The sequence below is a fragment of the Streptomyces sp. NPDC050560 genome (assembly GCF_044457285.1).
Classification (GTDB): Bacteria; Actinomycetota; Actinomycetes; order Streptomycetales; family Streptomycetaceae; genus Streptomyces.
Genome location: NZ_JBITGT010000005.1, coordinates 124733 through 146331, shown reverse-complemented (window position 1 = coordinate 146331; position 21599 = coordinate 124733). Strand labels below are relative to the sequence as shown.

General features: G+C 74.8%; 10 protein-coding genes. 1 reads left to right on the top strand and 9 read right to left on the bottom strand.

The window, feature by feature from the left end:
• Window positions 1-4 precede the first annotated feature (4 nt).
• The 7 genes from ACIBIW_RS12825 to ACIBIW_RS12795 form a co-directional block, all read right to left on the bottom strand.
• Window positions 5-1291, bottom strand: coding sequence for a cytochrome P450 (locus ACIBIW_RS12825; protein WP_399335104.1), 1287 nt, complete (start codon window positions 1289-1291; stop codon window positions 5-7).
• On the bottom strand, window positions 1288-7485 hold the full coding sequence (locus ACIBIW_RS12820; RefSeq protein WP_399335102.1) for an amino acid adenylation domain-containing protein: 6198 nt from the start codon (window positions 7483-7485) through the stop codon (window positions 1288-1290). Before ACIBIW_RS12820 ends, ACIBIW_RS12825 begins: the two co-directional genes overlap by 4 nt.
• Window positions 7482-12188, bottom strand: coding sequence for an amino acid adenylation domain-containing protein (locus tag ACIBIW_RS12815; protein ID WP_399335100.1), 4707 nt, complete (start codon window positions 12186-12188; stop codon window positions 7482-7484). The genes ACIBIW_RS12820 and ACIBIW_RS12815 overlap by 4 nt, the downstream gene beginning before the upstream one ends.
• Before the next feature lie 2 nt (window positions 12189-12190).
• A complete protein-coding gene (locus ACIBIW_RS12810) occupies window positions 12191-12391 on the bottom strand; it encodes an MbtH family protein (protein ID WP_399335098.1) in 201 nt (66 codons plus the stop codon).
• Between the two features lie 43 nt (window positions 12392-12434).
• Entirely contained in the window at window positions 12435-13412 is a 978-nt protein-coding gene (gene sbnB, locus ACIBIW_RS12805; RefSeq protein ID WP_399335096.1) for a 2,3-diaminopropionate biosynthesis protein SbnB, read from the bottom strand.
• 33 nt (window positions 13413-13445) lie between these two features.
• Complete coding sequence (sbnA, locus tag ACIBIW_RS12800) at window positions 13446-14444, bottom strand: 2,3-diaminopropionate biosynthesis protein SbnA (RefSeq protein WP_399335094.1); 999 nt, start codon at window positions 14442-14444, stop codon at window positions 13446-13448.
• A 73-nt stretch (window positions 14445-14517) separates the two neighbouring features.
• The gene (locus ACIBIW_RS12795) at window positions 14518-15504 is read right to left on the bottom strand and encodes a TauD/TfdA family dioxygenase (RefSeq protein ID WP_399335092.1); all 987 of its coding nucleotides are present in this window, start codon (window positions 15502-15504) and stop codon (window positions 14518-14520) included.
• A 1099-nt stretch (window positions 15505-16603) separates the two neighbouring features.
• On the opposite strand from ACIBIW_RS12795, the gene ACIBIW_RS12790 reads away from it, so the two are divergent.
• Window positions 16604-18325, top strand: a complete 1722-nt coding sequence (locus tag ACIBIW_RS12790) for a BTAD domain-containing putative transcriptional regulator (protein WP_399335090.1) — start codon at window positions 16604-16606, stop codon at window positions 18323-18325.
• A 94-nt stretch (window positions 18326-18419) separates the two neighbouring features.
• Here ACIBIW_RS12790 and hutH read toward each other — a convergent pair whose 3' ends face one another.
• Window positions 18420-19988, bottom strand: coding sequence for a histidine ammonia-lyase (gene hutH / locus ACIBIW_RS12785; RefSeq protein ID WP_399335088.1), 1569 nt, complete (start codon window positions 19986-19988; stop codon window positions 18420-18422).
• 6 nt (window positions 19989-19994) lie between these two features.
• Window positions 19995-21590: a long-chain fatty acid--CoA ligase gene (locus tag ACIBIW_RS12780; RefSeq protein WP_399335086.1), complete on the bottom strand. Its 1596-nt coding sequence runs from the start codon at window positions 21588-21590 to the stop codon at window positions 19995-19997.
• Between the last annotated feature and the right edge of the window lie 9 nt (window positions 21591-21599).

Sequence of the window (21599 nt, the reverse complement as noted above, 5' to 3'; positions counted from 1 at the left end):
GCGGTCAGCCGAAGGCGACGGGCAGCCGGCAGTAGCCGTACATGAAGTTGGAGTGCACCTGCTGCGGCTCGCCGCGCGGCTCGATGGTGTCGACCGTCTCCCGCACCGACTCCACCATCGCCTTCAACTGCGCCCGCCCCAGGAACGACCCCAGGCAGAAGTGGGTGCCGTAGCCGAAGGTGAGGTGCTTGTTGGGGGTGCGCGCGAGGTCGAAGCGTTCCGGTTCGTGGAAGGCGCGCTCGTCGTGGTTGGCGGCGGCGTTCCAGACGGTGACGGCGGAGCCCGCCGGGATCAGGGTGGCGCCGACCACCACGTCGGCGAGGGCGCGGCGGCCGAAGTGCATCGCGGGTGACGTCCAGCGCAGTATCTCCTCGACCGCGCTGTCCGCGGTGACAAGACCCTCCTTCAGGGCGCGCCACTGCTGGGGGTGGGTGGCGAAGGCGTGGATGGCGCCGGTGGAGCTGAGCCTGCTCGACTCGTCGCCGCCGATGATGAGGCTGTAGCAGTTGTAGACGACCTCCTCGTGCCCGAGGAAGCTGGTCGCCAGGGTGCTGACGACGTCGTCGCCCGGCCGGGCGCGGCGCTCCGCGGCGAGTCCGGTGAAGTAGAGCAGCATCTCGTTGCGCGCCGTCACCATCTCCGTCTGGTCGGGGCTCGCGGTGTCGGAGCTGAGGACCGCCTTGCTCAGATCGAGCAGCTCCGCGCGGTCGGCCTCGGGGATGTCGAGCAGGTCGCAGATGGTGTGGATGGGGATGGAGTCCGCCACGTCGCGCGCGTAGTCGATCTCGCCGCGCTCCCTGGCCTGTCCGATCAGCCGGTGGATACGGGTCGCGATGCGCTCGGTGACCTTGCCGAGCACCCGCGGCGAGAACGCCTTGATCATGAGCTGGCGCATCTCGCGGTGCTTGGCGCCGTCGGTGACCGCGAGCATCTTCCGGGACGCCGTGTCCCCGCCGTTGAGGAGGGTGGCGAGCATGTTGCCCTGCTCGGTGGTGAACCGCTCGTGATCGCGGTAGACGGCGAGCGCGTCGGCGTAGCGGGTGACGGCCCAGAAGGCGGGGCGCTCGCCCGACGCCGGTTGCAGCCGGACAGGGCGCTCGTCGCGCAGCCTGCGCCAGAGGGTGGCGAGGCCGGTGCCGTGGAAGGTCGCGGAGTCGGCGAGGTCGAGGGTGTCGAGGTCGACGGTGCGCAGGTCGACGGTGTCCCCGGGGCCTGCGGCGGTGGCCGTGCCGGTGGTGGTGGCGGGCCCGGTGGCGGCGGTGGCGGTGGGTGCTGTTCGGTGGTCTGTCACGGCTTCCCCCGGGTGTGGGCTGCGGTCTCTTCGAGGGTGGCGCCCGCGCGCAGCAGGTCGCGCGGCACGTCGAGGCCGCGCCGCGCGGCGGTGGCGAGGACCGTCAGCAGCGCGAGCGAGTCGGCGCCCGCGTCGTGCAGGGTGGTGCCGACGTCGGTCACCTCGGTGCCGAGGACCGTGCCCCACACCTCGGCGAGCGCGCGCTCCATGGCGCTGCGCGGCGGCCTGCCCGTGGCGGCGCCGCCCGCCGGGGGCGCGGGCAGGGCCCGCCGGTCCAGCTTGCCGTTGCCGGTCAGCGGCAGCTCCGGCACGGCGACGAGGACGGTGGGCACCTGGTGGTCCGGCAGGACGCGCGCCAGGGTGTCGCGGACGGCGGCGGGTTCCGCCGCGGTGACGAGGTAGCCGACGAGCCGCCCGTCGCGCACGGTGACGGCGGCCCGCTCCACCCGGGGGTCGGCCAGCAGGGCCGCCTCGGTCCTCGCCGGGTCGACGCGGTGGCCGCGGACCTTGGCCTGGTCGTCGGCGCGCCCGACGAACTCAAGCCGCCCCTCCTCGGTCATCCTCGCCAGGTCCCCTGTCCTGTAGAGCCTGGCGCCCGGCGGGCCGTACGGGTCGGGCACGAAGCGGGCCGCGGTGCGGCCGGGCGCGCCGAGGTAGCCGCGCGCGAGCCCGGTGCCGCCGACGCACAGCTCGCCGACGGCGCCGACGGGCACCGGCAGCAGCCCCGCGTCGAGGAGTTGGAGCACGGTGCCGGGCAGCGGGGTGCCGAGCGGCGCCGTGAGGCGCCCGTCCACCGGCTCCCCCGCGACCCCGACGGTGGTCTCGGTCGGCCCGTACTCGACGCGAAGACCCGGCAGCAGCCGGGCGGCGTCCGCGCCGAGCGGCTCCCCCGCCGACACCGTCACCGCCGCCAGCCCCGCCGTCTCCTCGGCGCCCAACTGGCTCAGCAACAGGCTGAAATGACTGGCCGTCAGCATCATGAAGCGGTACGGGGCGTGCTCGCGCAACCGGGTGCCGAGGTCGGCCGGGTCGAGGTCCTGCGGGAGCAGGCACACCGGGAGCCCGGCGAGCAGCGGTGCGAACAGGTTGGGCACGGTGATGTCGAAGGCGACCGAGGAGAACACCGGCGCGCCGACCCGGGACGTGCCGCCCGCGGCGTAGCTGCCCGCGGCGTACGCGAGGTAGTTGGCGAGCGCCCTCCTGGTGACGCCGACGGCGTGCGGGCGGCCGGTGGAGCCCGAGGTGTGCAGGACGTACGCGAGCGATTCGGGGTCGGCGGTGTGCGCGACCGGGGGCGCGTCGGGCAGTTCCTCGACGAGCACCGCCTCCCGGTCCCCGATCCGGGCGGCGTGCCCGGCGCAGGTCACCACCAGTGCGGTGCCGACGAGTTGGTCCCGGAGCGCGGCGGTGGGGTGTGCGGGGTCGAGCGGTACGTAGGCGGCGCCCGCCCGCAGCACCCCGAGCAGCGCGGCCACCAGGTCGACGCCCCGGTCGAGCAGTACGCCCACGGTGGTGTCGGGCCCGGCGCCCAGGGTGTGCAGCCGGTGGGCGACGCGGTCGGCGCGGCGGGCCAGGTCGGCGAAGGTGTGGGTGCGGCCGTCGGCGATCACGGCGGCGTCGCCCGGCGCACCGGCGGCGAGCAGGTCGCCGAGGTCGTCCGCGTGGCGCCCGGGGCCGGTGAGCCGGGGCGAGCCCGGCAGCGCGAGGGCGCGCGGGTCGCCCTCGGGGTCGGTCGCCATCGCCTCCAGGACGGCGCGGTACAGGCCCGCGAGCCGGGCGGCCCGGTCCTCGCCCAGCACCTCGGGGGTGCCGGCGATGCTCAGCCTGCCGCGCATCGGGGTGCCGACGACGAGCCGGAACTCGTTGGGGCTGTCGTCGATGCACGCCTCGACGTCGACGAGGGCGCGGTCGACCTGGTGGAAGTCGAGGTAGTGGAAGAGCACGTCGACCGGGCGGCCGCCGTCGACGAGCGCGGGCATGGCGGGCATCGGGAAGTGCCGGTGCGGCCACATCCGTATCTCGGTGCCGAAGGTGCGCTCGACCAGCTCGCGCCAGCTCCTCGCGCCCCTGCGGTGCGGGAACGGCACGGAGTTGAGGAACATGCCGGAGACCCGTTCGAAGCCGGGCAGTTCCGGTCTGCCGTCGCAGACGACGCCGCTGTGGAAGGACTCGTCGGGTGTCAGCATGCCGAGGACGTGCAGGTGCGCGGCGTGCAGCACGCTCTTGAACGGCGCGCCCGCGCGCGTCGCCAGGGCGCGCAGCCGCTCCTCCAGGTCGTCGAAGGGGATCGCGAGCTGGTAGCGGCGGGTGCCCCCGGCCGGGTCGGCGAGCGCGGGCGGGACGGTGAACGCGGTGTGGTCGGTGAGGACGCCGCGCCAGTACTCCTGGTCGGCCGGGTCGTCGAGGGCACGCAGCTCGGTGGCGACGAAGTCGGCGTAGCGGAACGGCGCGGGCTCCCGCGGCTCCGGCTCCTCGCCGCCGCGCAGCCGCTGGTAGGCGGTGAGCATCTCCATGAGCTGGGAGTGGTAGCTCCAGCCTTCGAGGACCGGGTGGCACTCGGTGATCGACAGCCACCAGCTCTCGTCGTCGCACAGGTGGACGTGCATGCGCATGAGCGGCGGGCGGGCGATGTCGAAGAGCACGGCGCGCTCGGCGGCGCAGTGCGCCATGAGCGCGTCCGTCCGGGCGCCCGGCTCCAGGTGTCTGAGGTCGGTGTGGCCGACCGGCAGGGCGGCGTGCGGCCACACCAGTTGCAGCGGCACGGAGTACGACGTGAGGTCGTAGCCGGTGCGCATCACCTCGTGGCGCCGGACGACGAGGTCGACGGCGGCCTGGAGGGCGGCGGGGTCGAACGGGGCGCCGTCCGTGATCCGGAACGCGGTGATGTTGTGGTAGCGGTTGACGTCGCCGCCGGTGAACATCTCCAGCAGCATGCCGCGTTGGGTCAGCGAGAGCGGGAAGGCGTCGACGAGTCCCGGCGGCAGCGCGGCGCGGTCGGCGGCGCCGACGAGGGCGAACGGCTGCACGCCCGTCGGCAGCGGCGCCGTGTCCTCGTCCGCGGCCGCCACGAGTTCGGCGAGACCGGCGATGGTGCGGGCGGCGAAGACGTCGGCAACGCTGATGTCGAGGCCCGCGGCGCGCAGTTCACCGGCGAGGCCCACCGCGCTGATGGAGTCGCCGCCGAGGTCGAAGAAGCTGTCGTCGGCGCCGGGCCGCTCGACCTTCAGCACCCGGGCCCACACCGCCGCGACGGCCTCCTGTGCGGGGCCGCTCGGCGCCCGGTAGCCGCTCCCGGTCAGCTCCTCGCGCCCGGGCGCGGGCAGCGCGCGGCGGTCGGTCTTCCCGTTGGCGGTCAGGGGCAGCGCGTCCAGGGTGACGAGCGCGGCGGGCACCATGTAGGGCGGCAGCGCGGCGGCGGCGCGCTCGCGCAGCGCCCCGGGGTCCGCGTCGCCGACGACATAGCCGACCAGGCGCTCGTCGCGGAGCACGACCACCGCGTCCCTGACCCCGGGCTCCGCGGTCAACACGGCCTCGATCTCGTCGAGTTCGATGCGGTAGCCGCGCAGTTTGACCTGGTGGTCGACGCGTCCCGCGAAGTCCACGGAGCCGTCCGGCAGCACCCTGGCGAGGTCGCCCGTGCGGTAGAGCCGCGCGCCGGGGCGGCCGTACGGGTCGGGCAGGAACCGCTCGGCGGTCTGCCCCGGGCGCCCGGTGTAGCCGCGGGCGAGGCCCACCCCGCCGATGTGGACCTCGCCCACGGCGCCGACCGGCGTGGGCTGGAGGTGCTCGTCGAGTACGTACATGGTGGTGCCGGGGATCGGGGAGCCGATCGGCACCAGCTCCGTGTCCTGGCCCGCGACGTCGAACTGGGCCGAGTTGCCGACGGTGATCTCGGTGGGCCCGTACTCGGCGGCCAGCGGCGGCCCGCCGAGCCGCGCCCAGCGCCGCACCAGCCGCCGCGGGAACTCGTCCCCCGCGGCGATCACGAGCCCGGCGAGCCCGCGCGCCTGCTCGGGGCTCAACTGGCGTGACAGCAGGTCGAGATGGCCGGGCGTCAGCTTCACGAAGGCGTACGGGGCGCCCGCCGCGAGCAGTTCGCCGAGCCGCGCCGGGTCGAAGTTGTCCTGCACCAGGTGGACCGGGCGGCCGGTCAGCAGCGGCGCGAACAGGTTGGGCACGCCCAGGTCGAAGGCGATGGAGGAGAGCAGCGGCGCCCCGCCGGGGCCCGCGGACATGTAGCGCCCGACCGCCCAGGCGAGGTAGTTGGCGAGGCCCCCATGGGTGACGGCGACGCCCTTGGGCCTGCCCGTCGAGCCCGAGGTGTAGATGGTGTACGCCAGGTCGAGCGGGTCGGGGGTGTGGTCGACGGGGGTGGTGGGGCACCCCGAGACGTCGGTGTCCGCGTCCACGACGAGCCGGGCGCCGGAGTCCTCCACCATGTAGGCGACGCGGTCGTCCGGGTAGCCGAGGTCGATCGGGAGGTAGGCGGCGCCCGCGCGCCACACGCCCAGCAGGCAGGCCACGGTGTCGGGGGTGCGGCCCATCCGCACCCCCACGACGGAGCCGGTGCGCGCGCCCGCGCCGAGCAGGTGGTGGGCGTACTGGTTGGCGCGCGCGTCGAGTTCCGCGTACGTGACCTCGGGGCCGCTGCCGGTGACGGCGACCGCATCCGGGCCGCCGCCGAGCCGGAACGGGCGGAAGGCGGGGGCGGGCCGGGGCTCGGGGAGCAGCAGGCCGCGCTCCTGTGCGGGCAGGAAGTCGAGGAGGGCGAGCGGGGCGTCGGGGCGCGCGGTGGCGCGGTCGAGGAAGCGCGCGAAGTGGCCGGCGATCCGGCGGGCCGTGGACGCGTCGAACAGCGCGGTGGCGTATTCGAGGTCGCCGCCGAGGGAGCCGTCGCGGTCGTGCAGGTGCAGGGTGAGATCGAAGCGGGCGACGCCCTCGCCCGCGGGCAGCGCGGTGGCGGTGAGGCCGGGCAGCGCGAGCCCGGGGCCCGTGTCGGTGCGCAGGTCGAGCATGACGTGGAAGAGCTGCCGGTGCTCGCCGCCGCGTACCGCGTCGGCGACCGCGAGGAAGGGCGCGTCGGCGTGGTCGAAGGCGTCGAGGACGGTGTTGCGGTTGGCCGCGAGCAGGTCCCCGAAGCTGCCGCCCTCCCAACGCGCCCGCAGCACGAGGGTGTTGAAGGCGTAGCCGACCAGGTCCTGGAGTTCGGGGCGCTGGCGGGCGGAGACGGCGGTGCCGACCGCCACGTCCGTGGTGCCGGTGTAGCGGGCCAAAAGTGCCTGGAAGGCGGTGAGCAGGACGACGTAGCCGGTGGCGCCGTGGCGCGCGGCCAGTTCGCGCACCCGGGCCGCGACCTCGTCGGGGACCCGCACCGGGACCGTGGCGCCCCGGCCGTCCCACTCGGCGGGGCGCGGCCGGTCGGTGGGCAGTTCGAGCGGCGGGGCGTCGGCGAGCTGTTCGCGCCAGTAGCCGAGGTCGAAGCGGCGCCCGCGCTCCCAGGCCGCGTAGTCGGCGTACTGCACGGCGACCGGCGCCAGCCGCGGCGCCCTGCCCTCGTGTTCCGCCGCGTACAGCTCGCAGACCTCCCGGGTGACGATGCCGTACGTCATCGCGTCGCAGGCGATGTGGTGGAAGACGGCGAGCAGTACGTGGTCGTCGGGCGCGAGCCTGACGAGCCGCACCCGCAGCGGCGCGTGCCGCCCGAGGTCGAGGGGGACCGCCATCTCACGCGCGAAGACGGCGCGGACCCGGGCGTCCCGGGCGTCCTGGTCCCCCGCGGCGCCCTCCGGGCCCGCCGCGCCGTCCGTCCCCGCCGTGTCGTCCCCGCCCGCACCGCTCTCGTCGTACACCGCGAAGTCCACCGCGCCCGCCCGTGTGCCCGGCGGGTGGATGTGCTGGCGGGGCTCGGGCCCCTCCCAGGCGTAGGTGGTGCGCAGCACCTCGTGGCGGGCGGCGAGGGCCGCCCAGGCGCGGGCCATCGCCTCGGTGTCGAGGGGGCCTTGGAGGCGGAGCAGCAGCGGCACCAGGTACTCCGTGCTGTCCGGCGCGGCGGTGTGCAGCGCCCAGAACTGCCGCTGCCCCCAGGACAGCGGCAGCTCACCGGCGCGGTCGGCGCGGCCGATGCCGGTCCCGCCGCCGCGCCCGCCCGCAAGGCGCTCCCTGATCAGCCGCTCCCGCAGGGCAGAGCCGGTCATGCGACGGCGCCCTCGTCGCCCCCGAGTTCCCGGTCGACCGAGGCGCGTACCGCGTCCTCGACCAGGGCGGCGAGCCCGGCGATGGTCGGCCGGTCGAAGAAGGCCCGCATGGACACCTTCACCTCGAACTCCCTGTTGACGTCGGAGACCAGCCGGGTGGCGAGCATGGAGGTGCCGCCCGCCTGGAAGAAGTCGTCCTCGATGCCCACGAAGCGGTCGAGGACGTCCGCCCACAGGCCCGCGATGCGGTATTCCAACTTGTTTCTCGGTGCGCCGGACATGTCGGGCTTCTCCTCTTGGGGCTGCGCGAGGCGGGACAGCGCCTCGTGGTCGATCTTGGAGTTGCGGTTGAGCGGTACGCGTTCGATCGGGACGACCGTGCCGGGCAGCATGTACTCGGGCAGGAAGCGGCCCGCGTGCGCGACGAGTTCGGCGAGCGGCGGCACGTCGCCCACGCAGTACGCGACGAGTTGGTCGTCGCGCAGCGCGACCACCGCGGCGCGCACCCCGGGGTACTCGGTGAGCACCGCCTCGATCTCGCCGAGTTCGACGCGGCGCCCGCGCACCTTGACCTGGCGGTCCGCGCGCCCGGCGAACACCAGCTCGCCGCCCGGCAGTTCGCGGCAGAGGTCGCCGGTGCGGTAGAGCCGGGCGCCGCCGCCCGCGAACGGGTCGGGCAGGAAGCGGGAGGCGGTGAGGCCCGGCTGGGACACATAGCCGCGGGCGACCCCGGCGCCGCCGACGTACAGCTCGCCGACGGCGCCGGGCGGCACGGGCCGCATCCGCTCGTCGAGCAGGTGCACGGTCACGTGCGGGTAGGGGGTGCCGACGGCGACGGCCCCGACCCGCTCCGGCACCCGCCACCGCAGCGCGGCGACGGTGGTCTCGGTCAGCCCGTACTCGTTGTAGAACTCCCTGACCCGGGAGGCGACCGTGCCCAGGTGTCCGGGAGTGGTGGCCTCGCCGCCGGTGAGCGCGACCACGTCCCTGCTGCCGAACCCGGCGTCGAGCAGCATCTGCCAGTGCGGCGGCGAGACCTGGAGGTGGGTGACCCGGTGCTCGTCCATCAGCCGCAACTGCGCCGGGTGGTCGAGTACCTGTTCCGCGTCGGCGACGACGGCCACGCCGCCGCTGCTGAGCGGCAGGAACAGCTCGACGCAGGAGATGTCGAAGGTGAACGCGGCCATCGCGAGCCATGCCGAGTCCTCGTCGAAGCCGAGGTTGTCGCGCGCGGCGGCCAGCATGGTGGCGAGCGAGCGGTGCTCGACCGCCACGCCCTTGGGCCGCCCGGTGGACCCGGACGTGAACATCACGTAGGCGGCGGCGTCCCGTTCGGTCCCGGGCAGCGCGGCGGCCCGCGCGTGGCCCTGCACCGCGGTGGTGTCCGTGAGGAAGGCGGTGTCGATGACGACGTCGGCGCCGGTGGTGCGCAGCATGTGCGCGCGGCGCTCCGGGGCGTCGGAGGGGTCGAGCGGCACATAGGCGGCCCCGGCCCGCCATACCCCGAGCACCGCGACGGGGAACGCGGCGCCGCGCGGCAGCGAGACGCCGACCACGGACTCGGCCCCGACCCCGAGGGCGCGCAGCCGGTGCGCCAACAGCGTGGCGCGCCGGTCGAGTTCGCCGTAGGTCAGGCGCTCGCCCGCGCAGCGCACGGCGACCCGCTCAGGGTCGCGGCCCGCCCACCGGGCGATCGCGGCGGGCACGGTGTCCACGGAGGCGTGCACGGGCCGCCGCGACTGGTGTGCCCGCTCCTCTTCGGTGCGCGGGTCGAGGTCGGCGAGGGGGGTGTCGGGGTCGGCGGCGACCGCGTACAGCAGGCACTTGAGATGGCGGCTCATCCGCTCGACGGAGGCGCGGTCGAAGAGCGCGGTGGCGTATTCGAGGAAGCCCACGAGGTCACCGGCGTCGTCCCGCTGGAGCACCAGGGTGAGGTCGGTGCGCGCGACGTGCCAGGCACCCGCGACGGCCTCGACGTCGGCGACGTCGCTCGCGACGCCGGTCAGGCCGTCCTCGTGGAAGTTGAACATCACCTGGTAGAGCGGGGTGCGCGAGGGGTCGCGGTCCGGCTGCAACTCGTCCACGAGCCGGTCGAAGGGCAGCGACTGGTGGGCGAAGGCACCCTGGGTCACCTCGCGGGTGCGGGCGACGGCGGCGGCGAAGCCGCTGTCGGGGTCGAGGACGCAGCGCATCACCAGGGTGTTGAGGAACACGCCCGCGACGTCCTGGAACTCGGGGCGGGTGCGGCCGGTCACCGAGGTGCCGACCGGCACGTCCCATCCGGCGCCGTAGCGCCCGAGCAGCGCGGCGAAGGCGGTGAGCAGCACGGTGTGGGGCGTGGCCCGGGCGCGGCGGCCGATGGCGTCGAGGCGCGCGGTGAGGCCGGCGGGCACCGTGAAGGTGACGGTGCCCCCGGCGTAGTCGCGGCGCGCGGCGCGGGGCCGGTCGAGGGGCAGCTCGATCGTCGGGAGGTCCGCCAACCGCTCGCGCCAGTAGTCGAGTTGACTTTCGTCGATGCCGTGCTCGCGGTGCCAGACGGCGTAGTCGGCGTACTGGGTGGTGAGCGGCGGCAGCTTCTCGCCCGCGCTCAGGGCGCGGATGTCGCGGGCCAGCACGGCGGCCGACCAGCCGTCGCAGGCGATGTGGTGGACGACGAGGACGAGGAGGTGGTCCTCGCCCGGCTCCCGGAAGAGCACGGCCCGCCACACCGGGCCCGCGGCCAGGTCGAAGCCGCGCCCGAGGGCGTCCGTGAGGTCGACGGGTCCGTCCACGACGGTGGCGGCGACCGGCGCGGGCGGGTCGACGACCTGGTGCGGCTCGCCGGTCCCGGCCTCGTAGCGGGTGCGCAGGATCTCGTGCCGGGCGGCGAGCGCGGTCAGCACCTCGTCGACGTCGGCCGCGGTCAGCTTCTCCGGCAGCCGCAGGAACAGCGGCGCGTTCCACTCATGGCCGCCCGGGTTCATCCGGTCCATCAGCCAGAACTGGTACTGGGCCACCGAGAGCGGCAGCGGCCCGCCCCGGCCCGCGGGGGTCACGAGGGGCGCCTCTGGCGCGTCGGCGAGCAGCCGCGCCTGCGCCTCCACCGTCGTGGCGGTGAAGAGCGCGGGCAGCGGTACGTCGCCGAGCCTGCTGGCGAGCTTCGTCAGCAGCAGCGAGGAGCCGCCGAGGTGGAAGAACTCGTCGTGCGCGCCGACCTCGCCGACGCCGAGCAGTTCGCTCCAGGCGGCGGCGACCTCCTCCTCGGCGATCGTGCGCGGCGGCACGAACGCCGGGCGGCTCAGGTCGGGGCGTGGCAGCGCCCGCCGGTCGACCTTGCCGCTGGTGGTCAGCGGCAGCTCGGCCAGCGTCACATAGGCGCTGGGCAGCGCGGCGGCCGGCAGCCTCGCGGCAAGGAACTCCCGGGGCGGCACCTGCCCGACGACGTAGCCGACGAGGCGGCCGTCGACGAGGGCGACGGCGGCGGCGCGCACCGCGGGGTGGGCGGCGAGCGCGGCCTCCACCTCGCCGGGCTCCATGCGCACCCCGTTCAGCTTCAACTGGCCGTCCAGTCTGCCGAGGTACTCGAGCGTGCGGTCGGAGCGCCAGCGCACCCGGTCGCCGGTGCGGTACAGCCGCTCCCCCGGCGCGCCGAACGGGTCGGGCAGGAACCGCTCGGCGGTCGGCGCGGGGCGGCCGCGGTAGCCGAGGGCGAGCCCGACGCCGCCCGCGTACAGCTCGCCCGGCACCCCGATGGGCACCGGGCGCCCGTCCGGGTCGAGCACCAGGACCCGCATGCCGGGCAGCGGCCTGCCGATGGGGACGGGCCCCGTGCGCTGCGCGGGGTCGAAGCGGTGCGCGGTGATGTCGATGGAGCACTCGGTGGGCCCGTAGGTGTTCCACACCTCGACGTCCGCCCTGGCGAGCAGCCGGTGGCAGAGTTCCGCGTGCAGCGGCTCGCCCGCGCTGAAGAGCAGCCGCAGCGCCTCGCAGCCCGTCCAGTCCTCCTCGGCGAGCATCCGCAGCACGGAGGGCACCGCCTGGAGCACCGTCACCCGGTGCGCGGCCACCGCGCGCAGCATCGCCGCGGGGTCGCGCTCGGCGCCCGCCGGGGCGAGCACCACGCTGCCGCCACTGACCAGCGGGGCCCAGATCTCCCAGCCCGCGGCGTCGAAGCCGACGGCGGTCTTCTGCAACACCCGGTCGTCGGCGCCGAGTCCGTGCCGCTCCACGGCCCACAGGACCCGGTTCGCGATGCCCGCGTGCGGGATCTCGACGCCCTTGGGGGTGCCGGTCGAGCCCGAGGTGTACATCACGTAGGCGGGGAGCGCCCCGTCGGGCGTGACGGGCGGCGCCTGCGCGTGCCCCTCCCGCGGCATGGTGGCCGGGCCGAGGGTGAGGGCGGCGCGGCTGTCCTCGACGATCCACGCCGCGCGCTCCGCGGGGGCGTCGGGCTCGACGGGGACATAGGCGGCCCCGGCCCCCCAGACGCCGAGCAGCGCGGGGACCAGGTCGAGGTCGCGGGGCAGCCGCACCGCGACCCGCGCGCCGGGTCCCACGCCCCGCGCGCACAGGTACGCGGTGACGCGGGCGGCGCGCGCCAGCAGCTCACGGTAGGTGAGGGCGCCGCGGCCGCCGGGGCCGACGACGGCCAGGGCCCCGGGGGTGCGGGCCGCCTGCGCGGCCACCAGGTCCGGCAGGAAGGCGCCGGTGTCCTTGCCTGGCACGGTCAGCCACGCTCCATCCGGCGGCGCAGGCTCAGCGGCCGCATGTCGGTCCAGACCTGGTCGATATGGGCCAGGCACTCCTCCCGGCTGCCGCGCGTCCCCTCGTTGCGCCATCCGGCGGGCAGCTCCCTGCCGTCCCACCAGATCGAGTACTGCTCCTCGTCGTTGACGACGACGCTGTAGAGCACCTGCTCCGCTGACATCCTGCCCCCTCGTTCACGCGATTCGCTCGGTTCCGCCCGGGTCTCACCAGGGCACGGACTGTCCAAGACCGGTGCGCTCGGCCTCCTCGCGCACCATCTCCGCCACCGCGATGTCGAGCGCCCCGAGCCCGAACGGCGAGAACACCGTGGGCTGTTCGGCCGGGCCGAGTGCGGTGCGGCCGTTCAGCAGCCCGCCGATGGTGGCGTGCAGGAAGTCGCGGTGGCCCACCCGCCGGGAGGCGAGGTGGACCGAGGTGTTCTCGCGGTCGACGTGGTCGGGGTCGTCGACGACGTTGCGCGCCGCGAGCAGCGCCTCCGGGTGCAGGTCGCGCAGCGACACGTGGAGCACGACGGTGCCGGGGCCGCAGGCGTCCAGCCCGGTGTGCGGGGTGCCCGCGTTGGTGGCGAAGGACACCAGGCGGTGTGCGGCGAGCGCCTCGTCGAGGCCGCGCGCCACCCGGGCGGTGACGCCGTCCGGCACCCGCGCGGCGAAGGCCGCGGCGCGCTGCGGGTCGGAGTCGTACAGGGTGACGTCGCGCACCGAGGGCAGCAGGTGCCGCACATAGCGCAGCACCTCCAGGTTGATGACGCCGCAGCCGGCGAGCGCGATACCGTCCGGCTCGCCCGCGGTGAGCACCCGGGCCGCGAGCGCGGCGCTCGCCGCGGTGCGGTGGGCGGAGACGCGCGCGCCGTCGAGGAGGGCCGTGGGGCGCCCCGTCTCCATGGAGTTGAGCACGATGGAGGCGCTGGCGCGCGGCAGTCCCGCCGCGATGTTGCCGGGGAACGAGGCGATCCACTTCATCCCGGCGGCGCGCACCTGCCCGCCGACGTACGCCGGCAGGCCGATGATGCGGTTCACCGTGTCGTCGGGGAAGCGCAGGAAGGTGGAGTGGGGCACCACGGTCTGCGCCTCGTCGTGGAGCCGGTAGGCGGTACGCACGGCGTCGACGACCCGCGCCGGCGAGGTGTCAAGGATCTTGTCGACCGCTGCGGGGTCGACGACCAACAGTCTGCCCGTCATGGCCCAAGACTCGAAGGACGCACTATGCACGGCCTATACCTCGACGTCGTCGTCTTTCCACAGGTGGGTGACCTCGCCGAAGTGGGTGGTCACCCAGCCGTCGGAGTAGATGGTGTCCAGGTAGCGGTCGCCGCGGTCCGGGAAGATCAGCACGCAGTTCGCGCCGTCGGGTATCTCGCCGCGCAGCCGGGTGAGCGCCGACACGGTGGCGCCCGACGAGCCGCCCGCGAGCACCGCCTCGCGCTGGACGAGCCTGCGGCAGCCGACGACGCAGTCGAGGTCGCTGACGTGCACCACCCGGTCGGGCACCGTGCGGTCGAGCAGCGCGGGCGCTACGGAGGCGCCGTGCCCGGGGATGAGCCGGGGCGCGGGCTCGCGCCCGTAGAGGACGCTGCCGACCGCGTCCACCGCCACCATCGTGGTCGACATCCCCCGGGAACGGACGTAGGAGGCGCAGCCGTTGAGGGTGCCGGTGGTGCTGGTCGCGGAGAACACGTAGTCGACGCGGCCGTCGAGGGCGAGCGCGATCTCGGCCATGGTGTGCTCGTGGGCGGCCGGGTTGAGCGGGTTGGCGTACTGGTCGGTCGTGTACGCGTGCGGTGTCTCGGCCACGATCTCGCGCACCCGCTGCTTGCGCACCGAGAGGAACTCCCCGGTCTCCTGGTCGGGTTCGGCCACCATGGAGAGGCCGACCTGGTACGCGCGCAGGATCGCGAGGTTCTGCTCGGTGGTCTTGGCGTCCACCACGCAGATCAGGCGGAGCCCGTAGTACTGGCAGATCTGCGCGAGCCCGATGGCGAGGTTCCCCGAGCTGGACTCGACCACCACCGAGCGCCCCGGCACCAGTTCGCCCGACCCGATCGCCGAGAGGATCATGGAGGCGGCGGAGCGGTCCTTGACGCTGCCCCCGGGGTTGAAGAACTCCAGTTTGCCGAAGACCCGCCCGCCGAAGCCCGGCAGCAGCGAGGCCAGTTCGACCAGGGGCGTGTTCCCGATCGTGGCGAGCACGCCCCGCAACGGCTTGTTCACCATGCCGCCGTCCATCCCCTCGTGTCGCCTCCTGGGTCCCGGCCGCCCGGGGGCGCCGGGTCCGCGCACCGGCGGATCACTCGATGACCTGGCTGTCCCCGACGCGGGCGCCGAGCGAGCGGCGTGCGTCGAGGTGGACGAAGGTGCGGTGCAGCCAGCGGTCCCGCCCGTCGTAGCGCGGCACGAACTCGCTGCGGCCGTGCAGGGTGACCCGGTTGTCGAGCACCGCGAGGTCCCCGGTGGCCAGTACGAACTTCCGCTCGGCCGCGACGAGTTGTTCCCGGAGCGCGTCGAGGGCGCGGCGGCCTTCGGCGTCGAGGGCGCGGGTCGCGTGGAAGTCGACGATGATGTCGGGGTTGTCGGGCGATCCGTTCAGCACCGCGTGGTGCAGGTCCTTCGCGCCCGAGGCGGAGAAGGACGGCGGGGCCTCGGTGACGAACCGCGGCCTGCGCAGCGCGTCGCGGACGGCGGCGGGCAGGTGCGGCAGGGCGCGGCGCAGCGGCCCGGTCTGGAGCGCGGCCCGGTTCTCGTGGTCGTTGCGCAGGCACATCAGCATGACGTAGTCGGGGCGGTGCGGGTGGAACGCGTTCTCCGTGTGCATGGCGAGCAGTTCGGAGCCCGCGTTGCTCTGCGACTCCTCCTGTCCGCGCACCGGCACCACGTTCTGGACGAGCGCGCCGCCCTTCTCGTTCTGGTACGCGACCAGTTCGCCGAGGCACATCGCGATCAGCACCTGGGTGGCGGCGGGCAGTGTCGCCTCGCGCTCGACCGCGCCGGGCCTGGCCGGGGTCGGCGGCAGCGCGCCGGGGTCGAGCCACAGGTTCGACAGCAGGAGTACGCCGTCCTCGCCCGGGTCGTGCTGGAAGCGGCGGACGGCCCGGCGCACCCTGAGCGGCACCGCCGCCGCAAGACCCTCCGCCGCGGCCAGCCACTTGCCGTCGTCCACCAGTGCGGGCGGAGTCCGGGTCAGCTCCCGCGCGTGCGCGGACAGCTCGTCTCGTTCCGGGCCGGACAGCACGACGTGGTGGTCCGGCCGGCCTTCAGCCGTAGAAGCGTCCCTCATGACAGCCAGCAGACCGGGGGCGCCTATACCGGAGCGATAAGCGGGCCCCTGCCTCACGGTTCGGGCACCCGGCGGGCCCGTTTCCGGCCAACTGAGTGCCCGTCATATATGGGGGGCCGCGGCCCTCTTCGGGGGGCCGGTGGGCAGCGTACATGCGCGTTCGGTCGACTTTCGTGCGCTGAGTGCTGATCTGCGGGCGCCCGAATCGAGCTAGTCTGTGCTCGCCGATCGAGTCCCACCTGTCACACGGGGGTCTGTCTTGGACATAGACATCGTGGGCGGCGCGTCCGCAGTGTGTTCACACCGGTCGCACTCAGACGAAACGCCCTACGCGAGGCCAGCACACCGGTATCGGGCCGAACGGGCACCACGGTCCCGCTCCCGCCCACGGCCGCGGCCCGGCGCGCGCTCCGCGCGGCGCCCCACGGCCCGGTGGCGACGCGGCCGCGGCCGGTAGACCGCGCGGCGGTGCAGGCGCGCCGGGAGCCGCCGGGCGCCCGCCGGTCCCATGCCGGGAACACCGCGCCGCGCCCGCCGGGTGACGCGGGCGTCCCACCGGGACCCGCCGCCGGACGCACGCCGCCGCGGTGTCCGCGACCGCGCCCCGGGCCGCCCGCGGCGCCACGCCGCGCGCCGCGGGCACCGGCCGACGCGCTGATCCGGCGGACGGACGCGGTGTCGGGCACGGGGGGTGCCGGGGCCCGTAGCCGCCCGTCCCGTCCGTCCGCGCACGCGCGCCGGGCCGCCCCACGGAGCCGAGGCCGCCGTTGGAGCGGCGACCCGGCCGTGCCGCGGCGCGCCCGGCCGCCCACAGACCACAGCCCGATCAGCGTCGCGGGGGCGCTGAGGGAGCAGTACACCGGTTCGCCGCCCACGGGGACCACGGCCCGATCGGCCATCCACGTCCTCGGCGGCTCCGCCCCGCCCGGCGTCCCTCGGGGCGTTTGGGCCCGGCGGTGCCGCGCGGCGCGCCGGGCCGGTCCTTGACGGCTCCGGCCTGCTCCCACCCACACCGCCATGACCCCCCGCCGTGGGACGCGCGTGCCACAAGCCCGCCGTCGCGCGGCCGGGTCGGGTCCTGGCAGAAGAGGAGAGGGACATGGAGTTCAGGGTCCTCGGGCCCGTTCGCGTCAGCGATGGCGAGGACGGCCTGGTCCTGCACGGCGCGAAGCAGCGCACCGTGCTCGCCACCCTGTTACTTGCGGACGGCCGGGCGGTGTCGGACGAGCAGCTCGCCGACCGGCTCTGGGACGAGCGCCCGCCGGCGACGGCGAGCGCGCAGATCTACACCTATGTGTCGCGGCTGCGCAAGCTGTTCGGCGACGCGGCGGTCATCACCCGGCTCGCCACCGGGTACCAGATGAAGGTCGAGGAGTCCTCCTGCGACCATGTGCAGTTCAAGCGGCTGGCGCAGGCGGGGGCCGCGGCGCTGGCCGAGGGACACCACGCGGACGCCTCGTCCGTCCTGCGGCGCGCCCTCGCGCTGTGGCGCGGCCCGGCGCTCGACGACGCCACGGCCCGGCTGATCGCGATCGAGGGGCCCCGGCTGACCGAGGCCAGGATGACCGCGCTCGAAGGGCGCATCGAGGCCGACCTGGCCCTCGGCAGGCACCGGCAGCTCACCGCCGAGCTGACCGGCCTCGTGGCCGAGGACCCGCTGCGGGAGCGGCTGCGCGCCCAGCTCATCACGGCCCTGTACCGCTGCGACCGGCAGGCGGACGCGGTGGCGGCCTACCACGAGGGCAAGCGGCTGCTGGCCGAGGAGCTGGGGGTCGACCCGGGCCCCGAGCTGACGGAGACCTACCAGCGGCTGCTGACCGGGGCGCTCGCCCTGCGAAGACCCGGCGCCTGGGCGGGCGTCGTTCCGGCGATGCTGCCCAGGGACGTCGCCCACTTCGTCGGCCACGAGGCCGAGTCGGCGTCGGTCGGCTCCTGGCTGCGGCTCAGGTCGCCGGACCCGGTGGTGATCACCGGTATGCCGGGGATCGGCAAGACGGCCCTGGCGGTACGGGCCGCGCACGCGGGCGCGCAGGCGTTCCCCGACGGGCACCTCTTCGCGGAGCTGCACACCGCGGCCGACCAGCCGCGCAGGATCGACGACGTCCTGGGCGGTTTCCTCGTCGCGATGGGGATACCGCAGCAGGTGCTGCCGACCGGGCTCGACCTGCGGGTCCAGCTCTACCGCAGCCTGCTGACGACCCGGCGGATGCTGATCGTGCTCGACGACGTCGAGACGCCGGAACAGGTGCTGCCGTTCCTGCCGACCGGCGACTCAAGCGCGCTGATCATCACCTCGCAGGCGCCCAGTGTGGCGCCGGTGGGCGCCCGAGTGATCGGCCTCGAACCGCTCACCGACCACCAGTCGCGCGATCTGCTCGGCGCGGTGGTGGGCGCCGGGCGGCTGCGGGCGGAGCCCGAGGCCACGGCCGAGATCGTCCGCAACTGCGGGGGGCTCCCGCTGGCGCTGCGCATCGCCGCGGCCCGGCTGGTGTCCAACCCGCGGTGGCGGGTGGCCGACCTGGCACGGCGGCTGCGCCCGGCGCACCACCGGGTGGCGGAGCTGCACTCGGGCAACCTGAACCTGCGCCAGCGGCTGCAACGCGGTTACGCCCGGCTCGACACCGCGCACCAGTCGGTCGTACGGCGCCTGGGGCAGAGCGGGACGAGCGCGCAGGGCGGCTATGTGGCGGTGGACGTGTCGCGCATCATCGACGACCTCGCCGAACGCCATCTGCTCAACGTCGGCCAGCAGTACCGGATGCACGAGCTGACGTACCTCTGGGCGCAGGGCCTGGACGACGCGGGGCACGAGGCGCGTTAGTCAGTACGGCGGGAGGTGGGCGCCGTGGCCCCGGCGCCCACCCGCTCGTGTTCCGGGGTCCCGCGCGCGGCGTGGGGCCCCGTTCCCGTCCCGCTCAGACGAGGGCCCGGCGCAGCGCGCCCGAGGCCACCAGATCCACCACCGCGGCGACGTCGCCGCGCATCGGGCGGTCGCTGTCCAGATGGGGCGCGACCTCGCGCACCGCGCCGCGCGCCCTGCGCACCCCGGGGCTGCGCATCTCGTCGCCGCGCAGGTCGGCGGCCTGTGCGAGGGCGAGGAGGTGGATGGCGACGACCTGCTGGGTGAGCCCGACGACGGTGCGGGCGTCGCGCGCCGCGATGGTGCCCATGCTCACCTTGTCCTGGTTGTGCGCCTCCGTGGAGCGGGAGAAGGACGTGGCGGGCATGGTGTTCTTCAGCGCCTCGGCCGCCAGTGACGACGCGGCGATCTGCATGCCCTTGAAGCCGTGGTGCAGCCCCGCCTCCCGGTCGCCCGGCGCGAACATCGGGATGAGGTTCGGCGTCAGGCCGTTGTTGAACTTCTCGTCCACCACCAGTTCGAGCTGGCGGTCGAGCAGGTCGGCGACGCTGGCGGTGGCCGTCTTGAGGGCGTCCATGGCCTGGCCGACGTGGCCCCCGTAGAAGTTGCCGCCGTTGCGCACGACGTTCTCGGGGACGTCGAACAGCGGGTTGTCGTTGGAGGAGTTGACCTCCACGGTGACCCAGCGCCCGGCCCACTCGACGGTGTCCCGCAGCACCCCGATGACGTGCGGCGCGCAGCGCACCGAGTAGCGGTCCTGGATCGGGGTGTCCAGTTCGCGGAAGCCGTCCCCGGCGAGGGCGGCGGCCTCGGGCCCGCGGGCGCCTGAGCCGCCGAGCACCCGGCGGATCATGTGGGCGCTCTCGACCGTGCCGTCGTGCGGCTTCTGCTCGAAGAGGAACGCCGCGAAGTGCCCCGGATTGCCCCTGAGCACCGCGGAGGCCATGGCGGTGCAGACCTCGGCGGCGTGCGCGATCTCGGTGGCGTCGTGCAGCGCGAGCGCGGCGTAACCGGACATGAACGAGGTGCCGTTGACGAGGCCGAGGCCCTCCTTCGCGCTGAGCACGAGCGGCTCGATGCCGGCCTCGGCGAGCGCGTCCACGGCGGGCCGCTCCTCTCCCCCGTGCAGCACGGTGCCCTCGCCCGTGATGAGGGCGGCGAGATAGCTGAGCGGCACCAGGTCGCCGCTGGCGCCGACGGAGCCCTGTTCCGGCACGAGCGGCAGGATGTCGTGCTCCAGGCAGCCGAGCAGGTTCTCGACGATCGCGGGGCGCACCCCCGAGTGGCCGCGGGCCAGGCAGTTCGCGCGCACCAGCATCGTCGCGCGCACCACGTCGGGGGTGGCGTACCCGCCGACGCCGCAGCCGAGGAAGCGGATCAGGTTGCGTTGCAGCGACTCGACCTTGCCCGGGCCGATCTGCCGGGTGTTGCTGTCGCCGAAGCCCGAGGTGACACCGTAGATGGGGATGCCCGTCTCGATGAGCTTCGTCTTCAGCTCGTCCGACAGGCGCATCCGGCGGGCCGCGTCCTCGGCGAGCCCCAGGCCGAGTTCGCCCGGCCTGCGCGCCACGGTGACGATGTCCGCGAGGGCGAGGGTGTGGCCGTCGATGAGCAGTCTTGTCATGGGGCCCTACTTTCCTGCTGGGGAGGGATCGCGGCGGGCCGCGGGGCCGAAGGCCGCCGCCACCGCGGCGCGGACGGCCGCTCGGTCGATCTTTCCGGCCGCGTTGCGGGGCAGCGCGGCGAGGCACAGCACCCGGGTGGGCAGCTTGAAGCGCGCGAGGCGCCCGGCGGCGAAGTCCCTGACGTCGTCGAGCGTGGGCCCGGCGCCCTCCGCCGGGCACAGCACCGCGACCGGGGTCTGCCCCCACTGCGAGTGCGCGAGCCCCACCACGGCGACGTCGCGCACCCCTGGCAGTTCGCTCAGGACGCGCTCGATCTCGGCGGGCGAGATGTTCTCCCCGCCGCTGATGATCAGGTCCTTGATGCGGTCGACGACGAAGCAGAGCCCGTCCCCGTCGACATGGCCGAGGTCGCCGGTGTGGAACCAGCCGTCGGCGTCGAAGGCGGCCGCGGTGGCCTCGGGGGCGTTCCAGTACCCCGGGGTGACGTTCGGCCCGCGCACACACAGCTCGCCCTGCGCGCCCGGCTCGGTGAGCGGGGAGCCGGTCTCCGGGTCCACCACCCTGACCTCGGAGTACGGCATGGCGAACCCGGCGGAGGCCGGTCGTGCGCGGCCGAGGTGCGGCGGCAGATAGGTGGCGAAGGGCGCCGTCTCGGTCAGCCCCCACGCCTGCTGGAGCGGGACGCCGCGCTCGGCGTACTCGGTGACGAGCGCGGGCGGCACCGGGGCGCCCGCGACGACCGCGGCGCGCAGCGAGGAGAGGTCGGTGGTGGCGAACGCCTCGCTGTGCAGCAGCCCCGCGTACATCACCGGCACCATGAACATGCTGGCGACGCGGTATCGCGCGACGTCCCGCAGGCACGCCTCCGGGTCGAACCTGCGGTGCAGCACGACGGCGCCGCCGCGGCAGAGCACGCCGAGGGTGAAGGCGTTGAGGCCGCCGATGTGGAAGAGCGGCGCCACCGCCAGGGTGGCCTCGCGCGGTCTGATGTCGACCGCGGCGTGCACGTTGGCCTGGTTCCACCAGAGGTTCCCGTAGGTGAGGACCACCCCCTTGGGGCGGCCCGTGGTGCCCGAGGTGTACATCAGCATCGCGGTGTCGCCCTCGGCGGGCCGGTGCGCCTCGGGGGCGGCGGTGTCCTGGTCGCCGGCGAGCGGGTGCCAGATGCCGTCCGCCGGCTCCTGGGGCTTGCCGTCCAGGTAGCAGCGGCGCACCGGGACGGCGCCCGGGTCCTCGCCGACGACGGCCTCGGCCGTCTCGCGGTGACCGGCCTCCGCCACCAGGCTGTGGCAGCCGGAGTCGGCGAGCAGATAGGCCACCTCCTCCGCCGCGAGGCGGAAGTTCAGCGGCACGAACACGGCCCCCAGATGGGCCGAGGCGAGCAGGGTCTCGATGAAGAGCGGGCTGTTCAGGCCGAGGTAGGCGACGCGGTCACCGCGCCGTACCCCGCCCGCGGCGAGGGTCGCGGCCGTCTGCCGTACGCGATGGCTCAACTCCTCGAAGGTGAGCGTCTCGTCCTCGTAGTGGAGGGCGGGGGCGGCACCGGATGTACGCGCCCGCCGATGGACCGCCACCGCCGGACTGATCCAGGACTGATTCACACATGCAGG

Bases quoted from the DNA above. Each gene is read 5' to 3' on its own strand.
- ACIBIW_RS12820 (WP_399335102.1), bottom strand. From the start codon at position 7,485: ATGACCGGCTCTGCCCTGCGGGAGCGGCTGATCAGGGAGCGCCTTGCG.
- ACIBIW_RS12810 (WP_399335098.1), bottom strand. From the start codon at position 12,391: ATGTCAGCGGAGCAGGTGCTCTACAGCGTCGTCGTCAACGACGAGGAG.
- sbnB (WP_399335096.1), bottom strand. From the start codon at position 13,412: ATGACGGGCAGACTGTTGGTCGTCGACCCCGCAGCGGTCGACAAGATC.
- sbnA (WP_399335094.1), bottom strand. From the start codon at position 14,444: ATGGTGAACAAGCCGTTGCGGGGCGTGCTCGCCACGATCGGGAACACG.
- ACIBIW_RS12795 (WP_399335092.1), bottom strand. From the start codon at position 15,504: ATGAGGGACGCTTCTACGGCTGAAGGCCGGCCGGACCACCACGTCGTG.
- ACIBIW_RS12790 (WP_399335090.1), top strand. From the start codon at position 16,604: ATGGAGTTCAGGGTCCTCGGGCCCGTTCGCGTCAGCGATGGCGAGGAC.
- hutH (WP_399335088.1), bottom strand. From the start codon at position 19,988: ATGACAAGACTGCTCATCGACGGCCACACCCTCGCCCTCGCGGACATC.